The organism is Rhizobium sp. BK008 (genome assembly GCF_014197345.1).
Lineage (GTDB): Bacteria > Pseudomonadota > Alphaproteobacteria > Rhizobiales > Rhizobiaceae > Rhizobium > Rhizobium anhuiense.
Genome location: NZ_JACIFK010000008.1, coordinates 19,409 through 34,575, shown reverse-complemented (window position 1 = coordinate 34,575; position 15,167 = coordinate 19,409). Strand labels below are relative to the sequence as shown.

11 protein-coding genes, 2 pseudogenes and 1 riboswitch are annotated in these 15,167 nt (G+C 62.2%); of the genes and pseudogenes, 7 read left to right on the top strand and 6 right to left on the bottom strand.

The features are described from left to right. Positions 1 to 163 precede the first annotated feature (163 nt). Entirely contained in the window at positions 164 to 1,336 is a 1,173-nt protein-coding gene (gene pobA, locus FHT69_RS26210; protein ID WP_183906176.1) for a 4-hydroxybenzoate 3-monooxygenase, read from the bottom strand. Between the two features lie 117 nt (positions 1,337 to 1,453). On the opposite strand from pobA, the gene FHT69_RS26205 reads away from it, so the two are divergent. Next, positions 1,454 to 2,344 carry a helix-turn-helix domain-containing protein gene (locus tag FHT69_RS26205; RefSeq protein ID WP_183906175.1) on the top strand — a complete coding sequence of 297 codons (891 nt, stop codon included), beginning with the start codon at positions 1,454 to 1,456 and terminating at the stop codon, positions 2,342 to 2,344. Between the two features lie 63 nt (positions 2,345 to 2,407). Here the strand turns inward: FHT69_RS26205 and FHT69_RS26200 are convergent. Next, positions 2,408 to 4,788 (bottom strand): annotated as a pseudogene (locus tag FHT69_RS26200) (phosphoketolase). A 71-nt stretch (positions 4,789 to 4,859) separates the two neighbouring features. Next, entirely contained in the window at positions 4,860 to 6,038 is a 1,179-nt protein-coding gene (locus FHT69_RS26195) for an acetate/propionate family kinase (protein WP_183906174.1), read from the bottom strand. A gap of 117 nt (positions 6,039 to 6,155) precedes the next feature. Here FHT69_RS26195 and FHT69_RS26190 point away from each other — a divergent pair. Next, a pseudogene (locus FHT69_RS26190) lies at positions 6,156 to 6,377 on the top strand (inorganic phosphate transporter); the annotation flags it as partial. Positions 6,378 to 6,386: 9 nt separating this feature from the next. On the opposite strand, the gene FHT69_RS26185 reads toward FHT69_RS26190, so the two are convergent. After that, complete coding sequence (locus tag FHT69_RS26185) at positions 6,387 to 7,958, bottom strand: putative bifunctional diguanylate cyclase/phosphodiesterase (RefSeq protein ID WP_183906173.1); 1,572 nt, start codon at positions 7,956 to 7,958, stop codon at positions 6,387 to 6,389. Between the two features lie 544 nt (positions 7,959 to 8,502). After that, the gene (locus FHT69_RS26180) at positions 8,503 to 9,057 is read right to left on the bottom strand and encodes a histidine phosphatase family protein (RefSeq protein WP_047616570.1); all 555 of its coding nucleotides are present in this window, start codon (positions 9,055 to 9,057) and stop codon (positions 8,503 to 8,505) included. 88 nt (positions 9,058 to 9,145) lie between these two features. Then, positions 9,146 to 9,288: riboswitch (adenosylcobalamin (AdoCbl) riboswitch) on the top strand. Between the two features lie 13 nt (positions 9,289 to 9,301). Between FHT69_RS26180 and FHT69_RS26175 the strand changes: the two genes are divergently transcribed. The 3 genes from FHT69_RS26175 to FHT69_RS26165 all read left to right on the top strand — a co-directional run bounded on the left by FHT69_RS26175 (position 9,302) and on the right by FHT69_RS26165 (position 11,053). Beyond that, entirely contained in the window at positions 9,302 to 9,511 is a 210-nt protein-coding gene (locus FHT69_RS26175; protein WP_047616573.1) for a CbtB domain-containing protein, read from the top strand. 113 nt (positions 9,512 to 9,624) lie between these two features. After that, the gene (locus FHT69_RS26170) at positions 9,625 to 10,371 is read left to right on the top strand and encodes a CbtA family protein (RefSeq protein WP_047616574.1); all 747 of its coding nucleotides are present in this window, start codon (positions 9,625 to 9,627) and stop codon (positions 10,369 to 10,371) included. 49 nt (positions 10,372 to 10,420) lie between these two features. Beyond that, positions 10,421 to 11,053 carry a hypothetical protein gene (locus FHT69_RS26165; protein WP_183906172.1) on the top strand — a complete coding sequence of 211 codons (633 nt, stop codon included), beginning with the start codon at positions 10,421 to 10,423 and terminating at the stop codon, positions 11,051 to 11,053. On the opposite strand, the gene FHT69_RS26160 is transcribed toward FHT69_RS26165, so the two are convergent. Further along, positions 11,038 to 11,700 carry a sulfite oxidase-like oxidoreductase gene (locus FHT69_RS26160; protein WP_183906171.1) on the bottom strand — a complete coding sequence of 221 codons (663 nt, stop codon included), beginning with the start codon at positions 11,698 to 11,700 and terminating at the stop codon, positions 11,038 to 11,040. The two genes, FHT69_RS26165 and FHT69_RS26160, sit on opposite strands and share 16 nt — an antisense overlap. A 296-nt stretch (positions 11,701 to 11,996) precedes the next feature. On the opposite strand from FHT69_RS26160, the gene FHT69_RS26155 reads away from it, so the two are divergent. Together FHT69_RS26155 and FHT69_RS26150 are read left to right on the top strand one after the other, a co-directional pair. Beyond that, positions 11,997 to 13,793: a sensor histidine kinase gene (locus FHT69_RS26155; RefSeq protein WP_348649678.1), complete on the top strand. Its 1,797-nt coding sequence runs from the start codon at positions 11,997 to 11,999 to the stop codon at positions 13,791 to 13,793. Further along, positions 13,790 to 15,124 carry a sigma-54-dependent transcriptional regulator gene (locus tag FHT69_RS26150; RefSeq protein ID WP_029868281.1) on the top strand — a complete coding sequence of 445 codons (1,335 nt, stop codon included), beginning with the start codon at positions 13,790 to 13,792 and terminating at the stop codon, positions 15,122 to 15,124. Before FHT69_RS26155 ends, FHT69_RS26150 begins: the two co-directional genes overlap by 4 nt. Positions 15,125 to 15,167 lie beyond the last annotated feature (43 nt).

Here is a 15,167-nt window from a genome sequence, read left to right as displayed (position 1 = left end):
TCCGCCAACCTCTCAAAATTGAGCGTTAGCTTGTCATGCGAAATGGTGATGTAAAATGAAATAAATCCCGGAATTCATGTTCACACGGTTATGAACGGGAGCGGAAACAATGGACGGCCAGCTCCGTGTTCAACGTGGCTTGCATCCCTCGCCAATCTCCCCGTCAGAATGGCAATCCCACATAGTTTTCCGCGAGCACCGTCGAGGCGGCGCGGGAATGGGTGAGATAGTCGAGCTCCGCCTCCTGGATCTTCTGTTCGAAATCACCGGTATCGGGAAAACGGTGCATCATCGTCGTCATCCACCAGGAAAACCGCACGGCCTTCCACACCCGGGCGAGCGCCTTCTGCGAATACGCGTCGATGCCGCTATTCGAGCGTTCGCGGTAATGCTCGATCAGCCCGGAGAAAAGGTAGTGGACGTCGCTGGCGGCAAGGTTCAACCCCTTGGCGCCGGTCGGCGGTACGATATGGGCGGCGTCGCCGACGAGGAAAAGCCGGCCGAAGCGCATCGGTTCGGCGACGAAGGAGCGCAATGGGGCGATGGATTTCTCGAAGGACGGCGCGGTCACCAGTGCCTCGGCGTGATGGGTCGGCAGTCGTCTTCGCAACTCGTCCCAGAAGCGATCGTCGCTCCAGTCCTCGATCTTCTCGTCGAGCGCGCATTGGATATAGTAGCGGCTGCGCGTGGCCGAGCGCATCGAACAGAGCGCAAAGCCCGTGGGATGGTTGGCGTAGATCAGTTCATGGCTCACCGGCGCCACATCGGCCAGGACGCCCAGCCAGCCGAAAGGGTAGACCTTCTCGAAACTCCTGATCGCCTTGTCTGGGATGGCCTTGCGGCTGACGCCGTGAAAGCCGTCGCAGCCGGCGATGAAATCGCAATCGATGCGTTGTGTTGCGCCGTCCTTGGTGTAGGTGACGAAAGGAGAATGGCCGTCGAAGTCATGCGGCGTGACATTGACGGCATCGTAGATCGATAGGGAGCCGCTCGCTTCGCGCCGCTCCATGAGATCGCGCGTCACTTCGGTCTGTCCGTAAACGGTGACACGCCTGCCGCCGGTCAATTCGTGCAGGTCGATACGATGGTCACGGCCGTCGAAGGCCAGTGAGAAACCGTCATGCGGCAGGCCCTCGGCATGCAGCCGCGCACCCGCTTTGGCCTGGTCCAGCAGCCCGACGGTGCCTTCCTCCAGAACACCGGCGCGAACCCGCCCAAGGATATATTCCTTGTTCACACGATCGAGAACGACATTGTCGATACCGGCTTCCGCGAGAAGCTGACCGAGCAGCAGGCCGGACGGTCCCGAACCGATGATGGTGACCTGGGTTCGCAAATGCTTCCTCCCTGCACTTTTGCGTTTTGCCAGATTCTGCCGTGCCGCTCTCGCCGCAGCAATGGACATCTCCGCCTAAAAATTGCACTAATCGAACATTGGTGCGGGAGGAGCCCCATGAGCAAACATGTTCCGACCTACGAACTTTACGGCGAAAATACCGGGCGAGGGCCGGATTTTTGGTTGCATTGCGAAACAATTCGCTCCCGCAGCAGCCTGCATCAATGGGAAATTCGGCCGCACCGCCACGAAAGCTTCTTTCAGATATTGTACATCGAAGGCGGTTCCGGCGATGCGATCTTCGGCGAAAAGAGCCATGCCATCCGGCCGTCGGCAGTCATCACGGTCCCGCCTGGGCTCAATCACGGCTTTCGTTTTTCACGCGACATCGACGGCTTGGTGATCACCCTATTGAGATCCCATCTCAGCCATCCGCTTGGCGAGCGAAGCCAGCTCGGCGAATGGCTGGCGACACCGCATCTGACGCCACTCGATCCTGAGGATGCCGAGGCAGCCTATGTGATGCAGACGTTGAGGCGGCTGGGCGACGAATTCGAAAACCGGCGCAGCGGCCGCAACGAGGTATTGGCGGCCTATGTCGGCTTGGTGCTCAGGCTGACTGCGAGGATTTCCCATCAAGGAAACATGCACGAGCTCCCGCCCGACGAGAACGAGCGGCGGCTGGAAATGCTGAACGAGCTCATTCAACGCCATTTCCGATCGCACAAGCCCGCGTCCTTCTACGCCAGGGAGCTTGGAGTTTCGCCGACGCATCTTACCCGTATCGTCCGGTCGATGACCGGCAACACCCCCCATGAATTGCTCGCCGGCAAACTCATCGAAGAGGCGAAACGCCAGCTCGTTTTCACACTTGGCAGCGTCCAGGAGATCGGGTTTCGGCTCGGCTTTGCCGATCCCGCCTATTTCTCGCGTTTTTTTCTCAAATATACCGGCGAAACGCCGCGGGTCTGGCGCATCAAGGAAAGGGTTCGGCTTGAAGGCGCGTGACTCGTTGCGCCCGACGGATGATCTCTGCGGACCGGTTCGCTGCGGTCCTGTTTGGTTTTCGCTTCACGCCGCTGGCCACGTCCAGCTCCGCACCTCCGGCATGTCCTCGCCATATTCGCGGACATAGGCGTGATGCTCCGCAAGTTTGCCGCGGAAGGCGGCGAGCGCTTCGCCTGCCTTTTCTTTCAGGCCGGGTACACGCTCGATCGCTTCGATGGCGAGATGGAAGCGGTCGAGTTCGTTGAGGACGGTCATATCGAAGGGCGTCGTCGTCGTGCCCTCCTCGATGAAGCCGCGGACATGGATGTTGCGGTGGTTGGTGCGTTTATAGGTCAGGCGGTGAATGAGATAGGGATAGCCGTGATAGGCAAAAATGACAGGCTTGTCTGATGTGAAGATCGCGTCGAAGGCCTCGTCGGTCAGGCCGTGCGGATGTTGATCGCTGGATTGCAGCGCCAGGAGGTCGACGACGTTGACGGTGCGGATCTTCAGCTCGGGAATGGCCTTGCGCAGAAGATCGACGGCGGCCAGCGTCTCCATGGTCGGCACGTCGCCGGCGCAGGCCATGACGAGATCGGGCAGGATCGTGTCGTCCTCGTTGCTTGCCCAGTGCCAGATGCCGATGCCGGCCTCGCAATGTTTCACCGCCTCGTCCATCGACAGCCATTGCGGCTCCGGCTGCTTGCCGGCGACGATGACGTTGATGCGGTCATAGGTGCGCAGGCAATGGTCGCCGACCCAGAGCAGGGTATTGGCATCCGGCGGCAGATAGATGCGGACGATATCGGCCTTTTTGTTGGCGACGAGGTCGACGAAGCCGGGATCCTGGTGGCTGAAGCCGTTGTGGTCCTGGCGCCAGACATGGGAGGTCAGCAGGTAGTTCAGCGACGAGATCGGCTTTCTCCATTCGAGTTCGCGCGTCACCTTCAGCCATTTGGCTGGTTGAACATGGAATCGATAATGTGGATGAAGGCTTCGTAGCACGAGAACAGGCCGTGCCGGCCGGTCAGCAGATAGCCTTCCAGCCAGCCCTGGCAGAGATGTTCGCTCAGCACCTCCATGACACGGCCGTCGCGGGAGAGGTGGATGTCGTAGGGTTCGATATCCTCCATCCAGACACGGTCGGTGACTTCGAAGACGCTGCCGAGACGGTTTGATTCCGTTTCGTCAGGACCGAAGATACGGAAGTTGGCGGCCTCCGCATTGCGCTTCATCGTGTCGCGCAGATAATGGCCGAGGATTTCCGTCGACTGCACCATGGCGCTGCCGCGCTTGCCGATCTCGACCGCATAGGCGCTGATATCGGGAACATCGAGCTCCTTGCGCAGCAATCCGCCATTGGCGTGCGGATTGGCGCCCATGCGGCGTTCGCCGGCCGGTGCCAGCGCCCGCAGTTCCGGTTTCAGCCGGCCGTCGGCGCCGAACAGGTCTTCCGGATCATAGCCGCGCATCCAGTCCTCGAGGATCTTGCGATGGCCGTCATTCTCGCGGCAGTTGGAGACCGGCACCTGGTGGGAGCGCCAGAAGCCTTCGACCTTCTTGCCGTCAACCTCCTTCGGTCCTGTCCAGCCCTTCGGGCTGCGCAGCACGATCATCGGCCAGCGCGGGCAGATATCGGGCGCCTTGCCATTGCGTGCTTCCTCCTGGATTTCGCGAATGCGATCGAAGACCCTGTCGAAGGTTGCGGCCATCTGCTGGTGCATGTCGCGCGGTTCGTGACCCTCGACGAAGAAGGGCTCGTAGCCATAGCCTTCAAAGAGGCTCTGCAAATCCTCGTGACTGGCGCGGCCAAGAATGGTCGGATTGGCGATCTTGTAGCCGTTCAGATGCAGGATCGGCAGCACGGCGCCATCGCGGGCTGGGTTCAGAAACTTGTTGGAATGCCAGCTCGCCGCCAGCGGCCCGGTTTCGGCCTCGCCGTCGCCGACGACGCAGGCGACGATCAGATCGGGATTGTCGAAGGCGGCGCCATAGGCATGGACGAGGGCGTAGCCGAGCTCGCCGCCCTCGTGGATCGAGCCCGGTGTTTCGGGTGCGGCGTGGCTCGGAATGCCGCCAGGAAAGGAGAATTGCCGGAAGAGCTTGCGCATGCCCTCCGTATCCTCGGAAATATCGGGATAGATTTCACTGTAGATGCCTTCGAGATAGGTGTTGGCGACCATGCCCGGCCCGCCATGGCCGGGGCCACACATGTAGATGATATCGAGGTCGCGAGCGCGGATGAGACGGTTCAGATGCGCATAGATGAAGTTGAGGCCGGGTGTCGTGCCCCAATGGCCGAGCAAGCGGGGTTTGATGTGCTCCGGTTTCAGCGGCTCGCGCAGCAGCGGATTGGCGAGCAGATAGATCTGACCGACCGAGAGATAGTTGGCGGCGCGCCAATAGCGGTCGATCAGCGCGAGTTCGGCATCGGTCAGGGCGGCGGTCGAGACATGCTTTTCCATGGATTTCTCCCGTTCGAAAACGTGTTCAACGTCAATTCTATCGGCCGGCGTCAGCCTGTTATTGATCTGGATCATCCACCACGAAGAAGGGTCAGCGCCTCGTCGGCGATGACCTGCTCCTCATCGGTGGCGATGACATGAGCGGCGATGCGGCTTTCCCCAGTGCTGATCGTGAAATCATTGGCGGCATTGGCCTTTTCGTCGATCGCAAGGCCAAGCCAGGACAGCCGCTTGGCAACGCCGGCGCGGATCGCCGGTTGATGTTCGCCGATACCGGCGGTGAAGACGATGGCGTCAAGGCCGCCGAGTGTCGCCGCCATGCGGCCGATCTCGCCGGCGATGCGCAACGTAAAGAGGTCGATCGCCTGACGCGCCTCCGGCCGTCCATCCTTCAGCAGATCGCGCGTATCGGCGCTGATGCCGGAGACGCCGAGCAGGCCGGAGCGGTGATAGAGCAGGTCTTCGATCGCCTCGAAGGACTGTTTTCTCTCTCCGGCCAGATGCAGGATGACGCCGGGATCGAGCGGGCCTGGGCGTGTCGCCATCGGGATGCCGTCGAGCGTCGAAAAGCCCATGCTGCAATCGCGGCTGACGCCGCCGTCCAGCGCGCAGAGGCTGGCGCCGCTGCCGAGATGGGCGACGACGGTCTTTGCCGCGCGTGGCGCCTTGCGGGCAAGCTCGCCGGCGATGAATTTATAGGAGAGGCCGTGGAAGCCGTAGCGTTTGACGCCCTCGTCATGCAGCGCACGGGGAATGGCGAAGCGGCGAACGAGATCGTCCTGCGTGGCATGGAAGGCGGTGTCGAAGGAGGCCGTCTGGGTGAGATGCGGCTTCAGATGCCGGAGCGCGCGGATGAACCGCAGCGCCTGCGGCTGGTGCAGGGGCGCAAGCGGGGTCAGCGCATCGATCGCATCGATTGCTGCGTCGTCGAGGGCGATCACCTTCGTGAAGCGATCGCCGCCATGGACGACGCGGTGGCCGGCGGCGCGTGTGGCGGTCGTGTCGAAATGGTCGGCGAGATGCGCCAAGGTCTCGTCGATAACGCCGTGCAGGTCTTCCGTCATTTCGGCCTTCAATGGCATCTCGAATGTCTGCGATCCCCTGGTCAGGCCGAGCGAGAGCGGTTCGGCGCGGAAATCGATCACGCCCTTGCCGAGGCGTCGCGCCGCATCACCCTCCATCGTAAAAATGCCGATCTTGACGGTCGAGGAACCGGCATTGAAGGTCAGGAGGAGGTCGGTCGATGGCATGTCTTTTCAGACTCCGCGCGGGCTTGACGATAGCTGAACTTAGCGTCGGGCCTCCTGACGGAAAGGGAATATTCGGGCCTCCACGTGTTTTTGCCGCCGCGCGGCAGCCGAAGTCGTGCGATGGTCACCATCGCTTCGGCCGATCATCTCGGCCTGCCGGTCTCGACCACGCGTGTGCTGTCGTCAGGCGTCGCCGGTACCATGGCGGCGAACGGTTCCGGCCTGCAATGGTCGACCGTGCGCGACATGCTGATGGCCTGGGTGCTGACGCTGCCGGCCTCGATTGCGATCGCCTTCGTGCCCTTCGTGCCCTTCGTGATCCTGCGCCAGGTGTTTTAAGACGTCCCGTCAGGCCGTCGAGGCCAGACTGGCATTGCGATCGCTGATGAAGATGCCCGCCTCGGCGGCGGGCATCGCCTTGCCGAAGAGATAGCCCTGGCCGATGTCGCAGCCGAGCTGCAGCAGGAAGGCGAGCTGCCCATGCTCCTCGACGCCTTCCGCGGTCGTCTTGATGTTGAGGCTCCGGCCGAGGCCGAGCATGGCGCGGACGATCTTTTCCTGGCGTTCGTCGTCGCGATAGGTGGCGATGAAGCTTTTGTCGATCTTGATCTTGTCGAAACGATAGCGGGCGAGCTGGGCGAGGCTCGAATAGCCGGTGCCGAAATCGTCGAGCGCGATCTGGATGCCGGCCGCATGCAGTTCGTCGAGAATGACGGCGGCGATGGCGGGATCCTGGATCAGCGCGTTTTCGGTGATCTCCACTTCCAGGCGCTGCGGCGGCAACCGGCTTGCCGAAAGCACCTTGAGGATGCGGGAGGTCAGCAGCCTGTCTTCCATCTGCACCGGCGAGACGTTGAAAGACAACATCACATGCTCCGGCCAGGTGAGTGCGTCGCTGCAGGCCTGGGCGAGAAGATCCTCGAACAATGCAGTGATCATGCCGGTTTCCTCGGCGATGCCGATGAAAACAGGCGGCGGGATGTTGACGCCATCGTCGCCGATCCAGCGCGCCAGCGCCTCGAAGCCGCAGAGCTGGCCGGTCTTCAGATCGATCAGCGGCTGGTAGAAGGGTTTGATCGCCTTGTTGGAGATCGCGGCGCGCAGCCTGGTTTCCAGTGCGGCGCGTTCGGTCACCTTGTCCTGCATCGAAGGTTCGAAGACGAAATAGTGGTTCGGTCCGCGTGATTTCGCCTCATACATGGCGAGGTCGGCACGGTGGGCGGCGTCTTCCAGTGGTTCGGCTCCCTCGGCCCAGCGGTCGTAGCCGACGCTGGCGCCGACCTCGACGGCAAAGCTATCGATATGGATCGGCCGGGTGACCGCCTGGATCAGCAGCTTGGCAAAACGCTCCTCGCGCTGCGCCGTCAGGGCGAAGGCGACGACGATGAATTCGTCGCCGCCGAAGCGATAGACGCAATCGGCATTGCCGAGTGCACAGATGCGTCTGGCAACCTCGATCAACAGGACGTCGCCGCCCTTGTGGCCCACGAGATCGTTGACTTTCTTGAAGCCGTCGAGGTCGACGGAGAAGAGAGTGACGTTGCGATCCCACTCCTCGATCTCGGCCTCATCGTCCTTGATCGGCCGCGAGAGGATCTTGCGCTCGAAGGCGTAGCGGTTCGGCAGTTTGGTGAGATGGTCGTGGGTTGCGGTCCAATCGGCCTTTGCCTGGGCGGTGGCGCGCAGTTCCGTTTCCTTGCGCAGGTCGGCTATGCGCAGCACCGAATAGATGAAGCTCATGGCGCCGGCGATGCCGAGCGCCAGAACGAGCTTGTCGGCGCCGTACTCGCCGAAACCGGTCATGAAGTAGACAAGGCTGTCGTCAAGCTGCAACAGGGTGCAGAGGAGCCAGAGAGTAATCCCGAACCCGACGATCGAAACACATTGCCTTCCGGCCCTGCTCTGGAAAAATACCGGCACTGCGCCTTCTCCATCTCCACCCTTCGCGGAAGTAGCACGAAAGTCTGAAATGTTCGTTGAAACCAGAAGGCGAATTATCGGAGGCGGCAGCCTCCTGATGTGCCGTCGAGGGACCGTTGGCGCCAGAGGAAAACGCCGAGCGAGCCCTCTTCGTGGTTGGCAGAATGGCAGGTGCGGAAAAAACGAAGGCGAGCGTGCCATGGCATCGCTCGCCCTTTTTCGTGCTTCAGGCGGTGACGATCAGCAGCGGGACGCTGACGATGAGACCGACCAGAACTGTGACTGTGGCGACACGCATCAAACGCAGGCGCCGCGTGCGCTCCCCACTCCAATCATATGTCATTCTTCCATCTCCTTGGGATAAGGAAGTAGTCCCCGCGAAACCGGGTTCAACAGAGATGACGCGATTTGCTTGTGTAAGGCTGGATATGATCAGGACTCGCTAAAGCATCGGTCCGAAAATCGGAATCGATTTTCGGACAGCGCGATGCGAGGATTGAAAGTGTCCGAGCGTCCTTGTGCGTCCGAAAGGACGCACGGCGCTCTAATGCTGGAAGCGCAGAGACCAGCGTCGTCCATTGCTGGTCATGCGAATGACGGCGAGCGGCTCGATGTCGCTCAGCCAGAAAGAGGAGAGCGGCGCCTGAAGCACATGGGCGACCGCCGCCCGGATGACGGCTGCGTGACTGACGGCGATCACATGGCCGCCGAGGGCGGATTCGCTCTCCATCCAGTCGGCGACGCGTGTTCTCAAATCAAGAAGGCTCTCGCCGCCATGCGGGGCCGCTTCAGGATCGCTCATCCAGGCCATGAGGTTCTCAGGCTCTTCCGCCTCTATCGCGGCGATCGATCTGCCGGCCCAGCGGCCATGGTCGCAGTCGCGAAGCGCCGGATCGATCCGGGCTTGGAGGCGGAGCGCGTCAACAGTCTGGCGGGCGCGCAAAGCGGGGCTCGTGGCAACGCGATCGGCGCGGGGCAGGGCGGCCATCCTGTCGGCTTCTTCCGCCGCCTTGCCTTCCAGCGGTTCGTCGAGCGGGAACAGGGCCTTGCGGCTCGCCATCGTCGCGCCGTGGCAGATCCAGGTGAGGCGCGTATTCACGGTCGTTCTGATCTCCCGGAGTGCGGCTGTAGCGGCGCAGGACGGCCCTTGGCCGGCTTGTGAAGTTTCGTTGACAGTCTCTTCGGCGTGCAGATATAACCGTGCTGTTGCGGGTTTGGAAGCCGGTGGAAATCCGGCGCGGTCGCGCCACTGTGACCAGCGTGTCGAAAGCTCTTCGCGCTGGAAGTCAGACCCTACTGCACAAGCACTCTTTCGACTGAACGCGTCATTCCCGGAGGAATACATGTCTGACACCACTTTTGCGCCCGTCGCGGCACCGGCGCCGATCCCCCTGGGAGAGATCCTGCCATGGGCGATCTTCGGTGGCCTGCTGATGCTCATCGTTCTCTATTTTGTCGGCACCGAGGAAGGCGCGATGGCGCTGTTCAACGGGATGTATGTGCACGAATTCGTGCATGACGGCCGTCATCTCCTCGGCTTTCCCTGCCACTAAAGCGCGTCGCGATCTTTCAGATTCGCGCCTCACTTTAGGTCTTTGTTTTCGCATGTCGTTATCGCAAAATCGCTGCACACTTTTGCGCGACATGCTTTAGGGGAGTTCCTGACATGGTTGGAAATCTTCTGCTTCGCGGCATGCTCGCGGGCCTGATTGCTGGCATCCTCGTTTTCGCTTTTGCGCATATCTTCGGCGAGCCGCTGGTCGATGCGGCGATCGCCTTCGAGGAGGCGAGTGCCCAGGCGGCCGGTGAAGCTGCCGAACCTGAAATCGTCAGCCGCGCCACGCAGGCCGGTCTCGGCCTTTTCACCGGCGTCATGGCCTACAGCGTTGCCGTTGGCGGGCTCTTCGCTCTCGCCTTCGCTTTCGTGCACGGCCGTTTCAGCAGCCTTTCGGCGCGCGGCACCTCGGCCGTCATCGCCATTGCCGCATTCGTGGCGATCGTCCTCGTTCCCGGTATCAAGTATCCGGCCAACCCGCCGGCGGTCGGCAATCCCGATACGATCGGCGTCAGGACCGAACTGTTCTTCCTGATGATCGTCGTCTCGCTCGCCGCGCTGATTGCCGCGGTGGCGCTGTCGCGCCGCCTCGCGGGGCGTTTCGGTCTCTGGAATGGCGCGATCATCGCCGGAATCGCTTATCTCGTCTTCATCGGCGTCGTGCTCTATCTGCTGCCGCCGATCAACGAGGTGCCGGAGAACTTCTCGGCGATGGTCCTCTGGCGGTTCCGCACGACTTCGCTCGGCATGCATGTGATCCTCTGGACAACCTTGGGCCTTGCCTTCGGAGTGCTGGCGGAAAAGCGGCTTGCCGTTAAGGACGGGCAACGCGGCCGGCCGGCAACGGCATTTCACTGAACGCATCGAAGGGCGCCGCTTGCCGGCGCCCTGAACTTTTCGGGCGGCCATGACAAGCAGCAGAACCATACCACTCGTGTCGACGGCGTTTGCCACCGCCGTCTTTTTTTGTGTGGTTGCTGGAAGCGCTCTTGCCCATAGCCCTAGCGGCGGCGGCAGCCATACCGGACTGGATATTCCGGAAATTTCCCATGGCGAGATGGCGGTGATTGCAGACTATCGCAGTGGGATCATCGACCTTGCTTCCCGTGCCGTCGATACCAACGAGCCGTTCCGCCGCGTCCTGAACTATGCCGAGATCCAGTATTCCTATTGTCTCTGGGGCCGGGTGCCGGGCAGCGTGACGGACGAGGAAAGCCCGTTCAACGAATGCGCCCATGCCTATCTCGCGGCGGCCAAGGCGGTCTTGCTGTCGATGCGCGAGATGCCGCAAGAGAGGGCTGCCGCGAATGAAATCATTTCCGCCGTCGACGCCGACATGACGCGGCGCGGCCTTGCGCTCGTCACCTGCCGGTTCAGCGGCGAGGCCTTCAACACCGCCGATGTCATCAAGCCACACTGGGGCAAGGTGCCACTTCATCCAGCCAGCATGGCGTCGCTGACCGGGCTCGCTGCATTGTTCGGCCTTGTTTTTTTTGGGCTTCGCCACTTCCTGCGGCCGAAGGCTCAATCGTCGGAATAGCGCTGCTCGCGCCATGGATCGCCGTAGATATGGTAGCCGTTCTTTTCCCAGAAGCCAGCCTCGTCGTCGGGCATCAGCTCGATGCGGCGCAGCCATTTGGCGCTTTTCCAGAAATAAAGATGCGGCACGACCAGACGCATCGGGCCGCCGTGATCCGGCGTCAGCGGCAGGCCTTCCCAGGCGGTAGCAAGGATCGCGTCCTCGGCGGCGAAATCAGCGAGCGGCAGGTTGGTGGTATAGCCGTCATAACTGGTCAGCATGACGTAACCGGCTTCGGGTTTCGGCATGGCGAGGTCGAGCAGATCACGCGTCGAGACGCCCTTCCATTTGTTGTCGTAGCGCGACCATGTGGTGACGCAGTGAATATCGCTCATCCTGGTGCTCTGCTCGATCGCCTGGAAGGCGGCCCAGGTGAGGGTGAGCGGTGTTTCGACGAGGCCGCGCACGTCGAGCCGCCAAGTCTCTGTGGAGACAACAGGCTGCTGGCCGAGATCGAGCACCGGCCAGTTTTTGACGAGGTGCTGGCCGGGCGGCAAACGCTCGGTTTCAGGTCGGCTGATGCGGCCGGTCAGGAACTTGCCCTCGGCCGCCCAGCGACGCTTGGATGTGGTGAGCTTGCTGTCGGCGGGGGTCTGATCGTCGCTCATGATGGGCTTCCTTGCGATGCAGCAATAGGATATCCGCGCTCGTTCAGTGTCAAGTTTCGGCAGGCCCTTGGAAAACCTTGCCGGGGTTATTAGAGCGTCCTTTGTACGTCCTTTCGGACGCACAAAGGACGCTCTAGCATTTTGAATCTACGCGTCGTGCTTTCTGAAAATCGATTCCGATTTTCGGGCCGATGCGCTAGACTTGGCGTTGTTGGGTATGCCTTGCTGGGGAGTGGAGGCAGAAAGGGGAGGAGCCGGATCTGTCTTCGAGATATCGTGCGATAGCGGCGTTGCTCGTGGTGCCGCTGATCATCTTCGCCTTCTTCACCTATGGAAGCGCGATTGCGACACGCGCTTATATGGGGGAAGCCTCGGCGCAGGCAGGAACGGCGCTGCGCCTTGCCGTGTCGGCGCTCAGCGGCCACCTCAACCGCTACGAGGCGCTGCCGGCGCTGATTGCCGATCACGACGACATCAAGGAACTGGTGAGCGCGCCTGAGGATGCGGCGCTACGCGATGCCGCCAATCTCTATCTCAAGGAGATCAACGGGCTGCTGAAATCCTCCGACATCTATGTGGTCAAACCGGATGGCGAGACGATCGCGGCGAGCAATTACGACGGACCGGGAAGCTTCGTCGGACAGAATTTCAGCTACCGGCCCTATTTTCAGGATGCGATCGCAGGCCGGCAGGCAAGGTTCTACGCGCTCGGCACCACCTCGCTGAAGCGCGGCTATTATTTTGCCGCGCCGATCCGGACCGGCGCGGATATTCGGGGCGTCATCGTTTTCAAAGTCGATATCGACATGATCGAATCCTCCTGGGGCGGCGGCGAATACAAGATCTTCGTCTCCGATCCGGAGGGCATCATCTTCATGTCCGGCAGCCCCGAATGGCTCTATGGCGCTATCCTGCCGCTGACGGCCGATCGCATCGCACGCACCGAAGCGTCGCGGCGGTATGCCAATGCCAGGCTGACGGCGTTGCCGGTGACGCGTCAGCGCTTCGAGCCGCATGAGTTGATGACGCTCGCCGGCGAGCGCGGCTCGAGCGAATATCTGGTGCTCTCGCACTACATGCCGGCCGAGGACTGGACCGTGAACGTGCTGATGGAGACGAGTTCCATCCGCGCCCAGGCGCGCACCGCGCTTGCGGCGGTCTTTCTCATCCTCTGCATTGCCGGGCTCGCGGTCGCGGTCATTCGCCAGCGGCGGGCGCGGCTTGCCGAGCGCATGCAGATGCAGGCCGACGCCCGCAACGAGCTGGAGCGGCGCGTCGAGGAACGCACAGCCGATCTTGCCCGCGTGAACAGCCGCATTGAAGAAGAGATCGCCGAGCGGCGCCTGACCGAGCAACAACTCCGCCAGACACAGGCCGATCTGATCCAGGCCGGAAAGCTCGCCGGCCTCGGACAGATGTCGGCCGCTCTTTCGCACGAGTTCAACCAGCCGCTCGCCGCGGCGAAGACCTATACGGACAGCGCCTCCGTGCTCATCGATCGGGGCCGGACGGAGGAGGCGCGGGACAATATCCGGCGTATCGGCGGGCTCATTGACCGCATGGCCGCGATCAGCCGGCACCTGCGCAACTTCGCCCGCAAACCGAACGAGAAGCTCGGCTCGGTTTCTCTCGACGAGGCGATGCATGACACGCTCGAGATCATCGCCTGGCGGCTGAAGGCGGCGGATGCCGAACTCCTGCTCGATCTAGGCCCACGTCCACCCGTCGTGCGCGCCGGTTCGGTGCGTCTGCAACAGGTGCTGGTGAACGTGATCTCGAATGCGGCCGATGCGGTGGAAGGGCTGGACGACAGGCGCATCGAGGTTTCGGCCTTCGAGGAGGCCGGCAAAGTGGTGCTGACGGTGCGGGATCACGGGCCGGGCGTGCCGGCGGCGATTGCCCAGCGTATCTTCGATCCCTTCTTCACGACGAAGGGCGTCGGCAAGGGGCTCGGCCTCGGGCTTTCGATCTCCTACAACATCATCAAGGATTTTGGCGGCAGCCTTGAGGCGGCCAATCATCCCGAAGGGGGCGCGGTGTTCCGCATCGAGCTGCAGTCGGCGGCAGGGCTGATGCCGGAGGCGGCGGAATGAACGATGCGAAGATCCTGCTGGTTGACGACGAGGAGGAATTGCGCCGCTCGACGGCGCAGGCGTTGGAGCTCTCCGGCTTCAGCGTCGAGACCTTTTCGAACGGCGACCACGTGCTGGAGCTGATCGGCTACAGCTTTCCCGGTGTCGTCGTCAGCGACATCCGCATGCCCGGCATGGACGGCATGACGCTGATGCAGAAGATCCGCGAGCTCGATCCAGAGGTGCCGGTCATTCTTGTCACCGGCCACGGCGACGTGCAGCTCGCGGTGAAGGCGATGCGCGAAGGCGCCTATGATTTCATCGAGAAGCCGTTCACGCCCGAAATGCTTGCCGGCGTCATCCGCCGGGCGATGGAGCGGCGCGGCCTCGTGCTCGAAAACCGGCTGCTGAAAGCGGTCGCCGGCAAACGCGACGATATCGAGGCGCGGCTGCCGGGGCGCACGCAGGTGATGGTGGATTTGCGCTACCGTATCCGGGCGATCGGGGCGAGCGATGCCGATACGCTTATCGTCGGCGAAACGGGAGCCGGCAAGGAAGTGGTGGCCCGGGCGCTCCACGATATCAGCGCCCGGGCAAGCCGGCCGTTCATCGCGATCAATTGCGCCGCACTGCCGGCAAACCTGATCGAGAGCGAACTCTTCGGCCATGAGGTGGGGGCCTTTCCGGGCGCGGTGAGGCCGCGCTACGGAAAATTCGAACACGGGCGCGGCGGCACGATCCTGCTCGACGAGATCGGCTCCATGCCCTTCGACCTGCAGGCCAAGTTCCTGCGGGTACTGCAGGAGCGGGTGATCTCGCGGCTCGGATCGAACGAAGTGGTGGCGCTCGACGTGCGGTTCATCGCCACAAGCAAGGTCGATCTGGAGGCGGAGGTGGCAGCCGGGCGCTTCCGCGCCGACCTCTTCTATCGGCTGAACGTTGCGACGCTGCACGTGCCGTCGCTGTCGCAGCGGCGGGCGGACGTTCCGCTGCTTTTCCTGCAACTGGTGCGGGAGGCGGCGGCCCGCTACGGCCGCGACGAGATGCCCGTGCCGCCGGAGGTGATCTCCGACATTGCCCAACGCGACTGGCCCGGCAATGTGCGTGAATTGAGGAACGCCGCCGACCGGCTGGTCCTCGGTCTCGACAATGGCGGGCGGCAGGCCGAGGAGGCGACGGGGCTTGCGGAACGCGTCGCTGAATTCGAGCGAGGGGTGATTGCAACCGCGCTGGTGGCGCATGGCGGCAGCCTCAAGGCGGTCTATGAGTCACTCGGCATTTCCCGCAAGACCCTCTATGAAAAGATGCAGAAATACGGTCTCGACAAGCGGATGATGATTATCGAAAGCTGACTGCTTTCGGAAAATGCCTGTTTTCCGAGTGACGATTCCGGCT

Excerpts from the sequence above, each read along its gene's own strand:
- FHT69_RS26205 (WP_183906175.1), top strand. The coding sequence starts at position 1,454 with ATGAGCAAACATGTTCCGACCTACGAACTTTACGGCGAAAATACCGGG.
- FHT69_RS26195 (WP_183906174.1), bottom strand. The coding sequence starts at position 6,038 with ATGCCATCGACCGACCTCCTCCTGACCTTCAATGCCGGTTCCTCGACC.
- FHT69_RS26175 (WP_047616573.1), top strand. The coding sequence starts at position 9,302 with ATGTCTGACACCACTTTTGCGCCCGTCGCGGCACCGGCGCCGATCCCC.
- FHT69_RS26170 (WP_047616574.1), top strand. The coding sequence starts at position 9,625 with ATGGTTGGAAATCTTCTGCTTCGCGGCATGCTCGCGGGCCTGATTGCT.
- FHT69_RS26165 (WP_183906172.1), top strand. The coding sequence starts at position 10,421 with ATGACAAGCAGCAGAACCATACCACTCGTGTCGACGGCGTTTGCCACC.
- FHT69_RS26160 (WP_183906171.1), bottom strand. The coding sequence starts at position 11,700 with ATGAGCGACGATCAGACCCCCGCCGACAGCAAGCTCACCACATCCAAG.
- FHT69_RS26150 (WP_029868281.1), top strand. The coding sequence starts at position 13,790 with ATGAACGATGCGAAGATCCTGCTGGTTGACGACGAGGAGGAATTGCGC.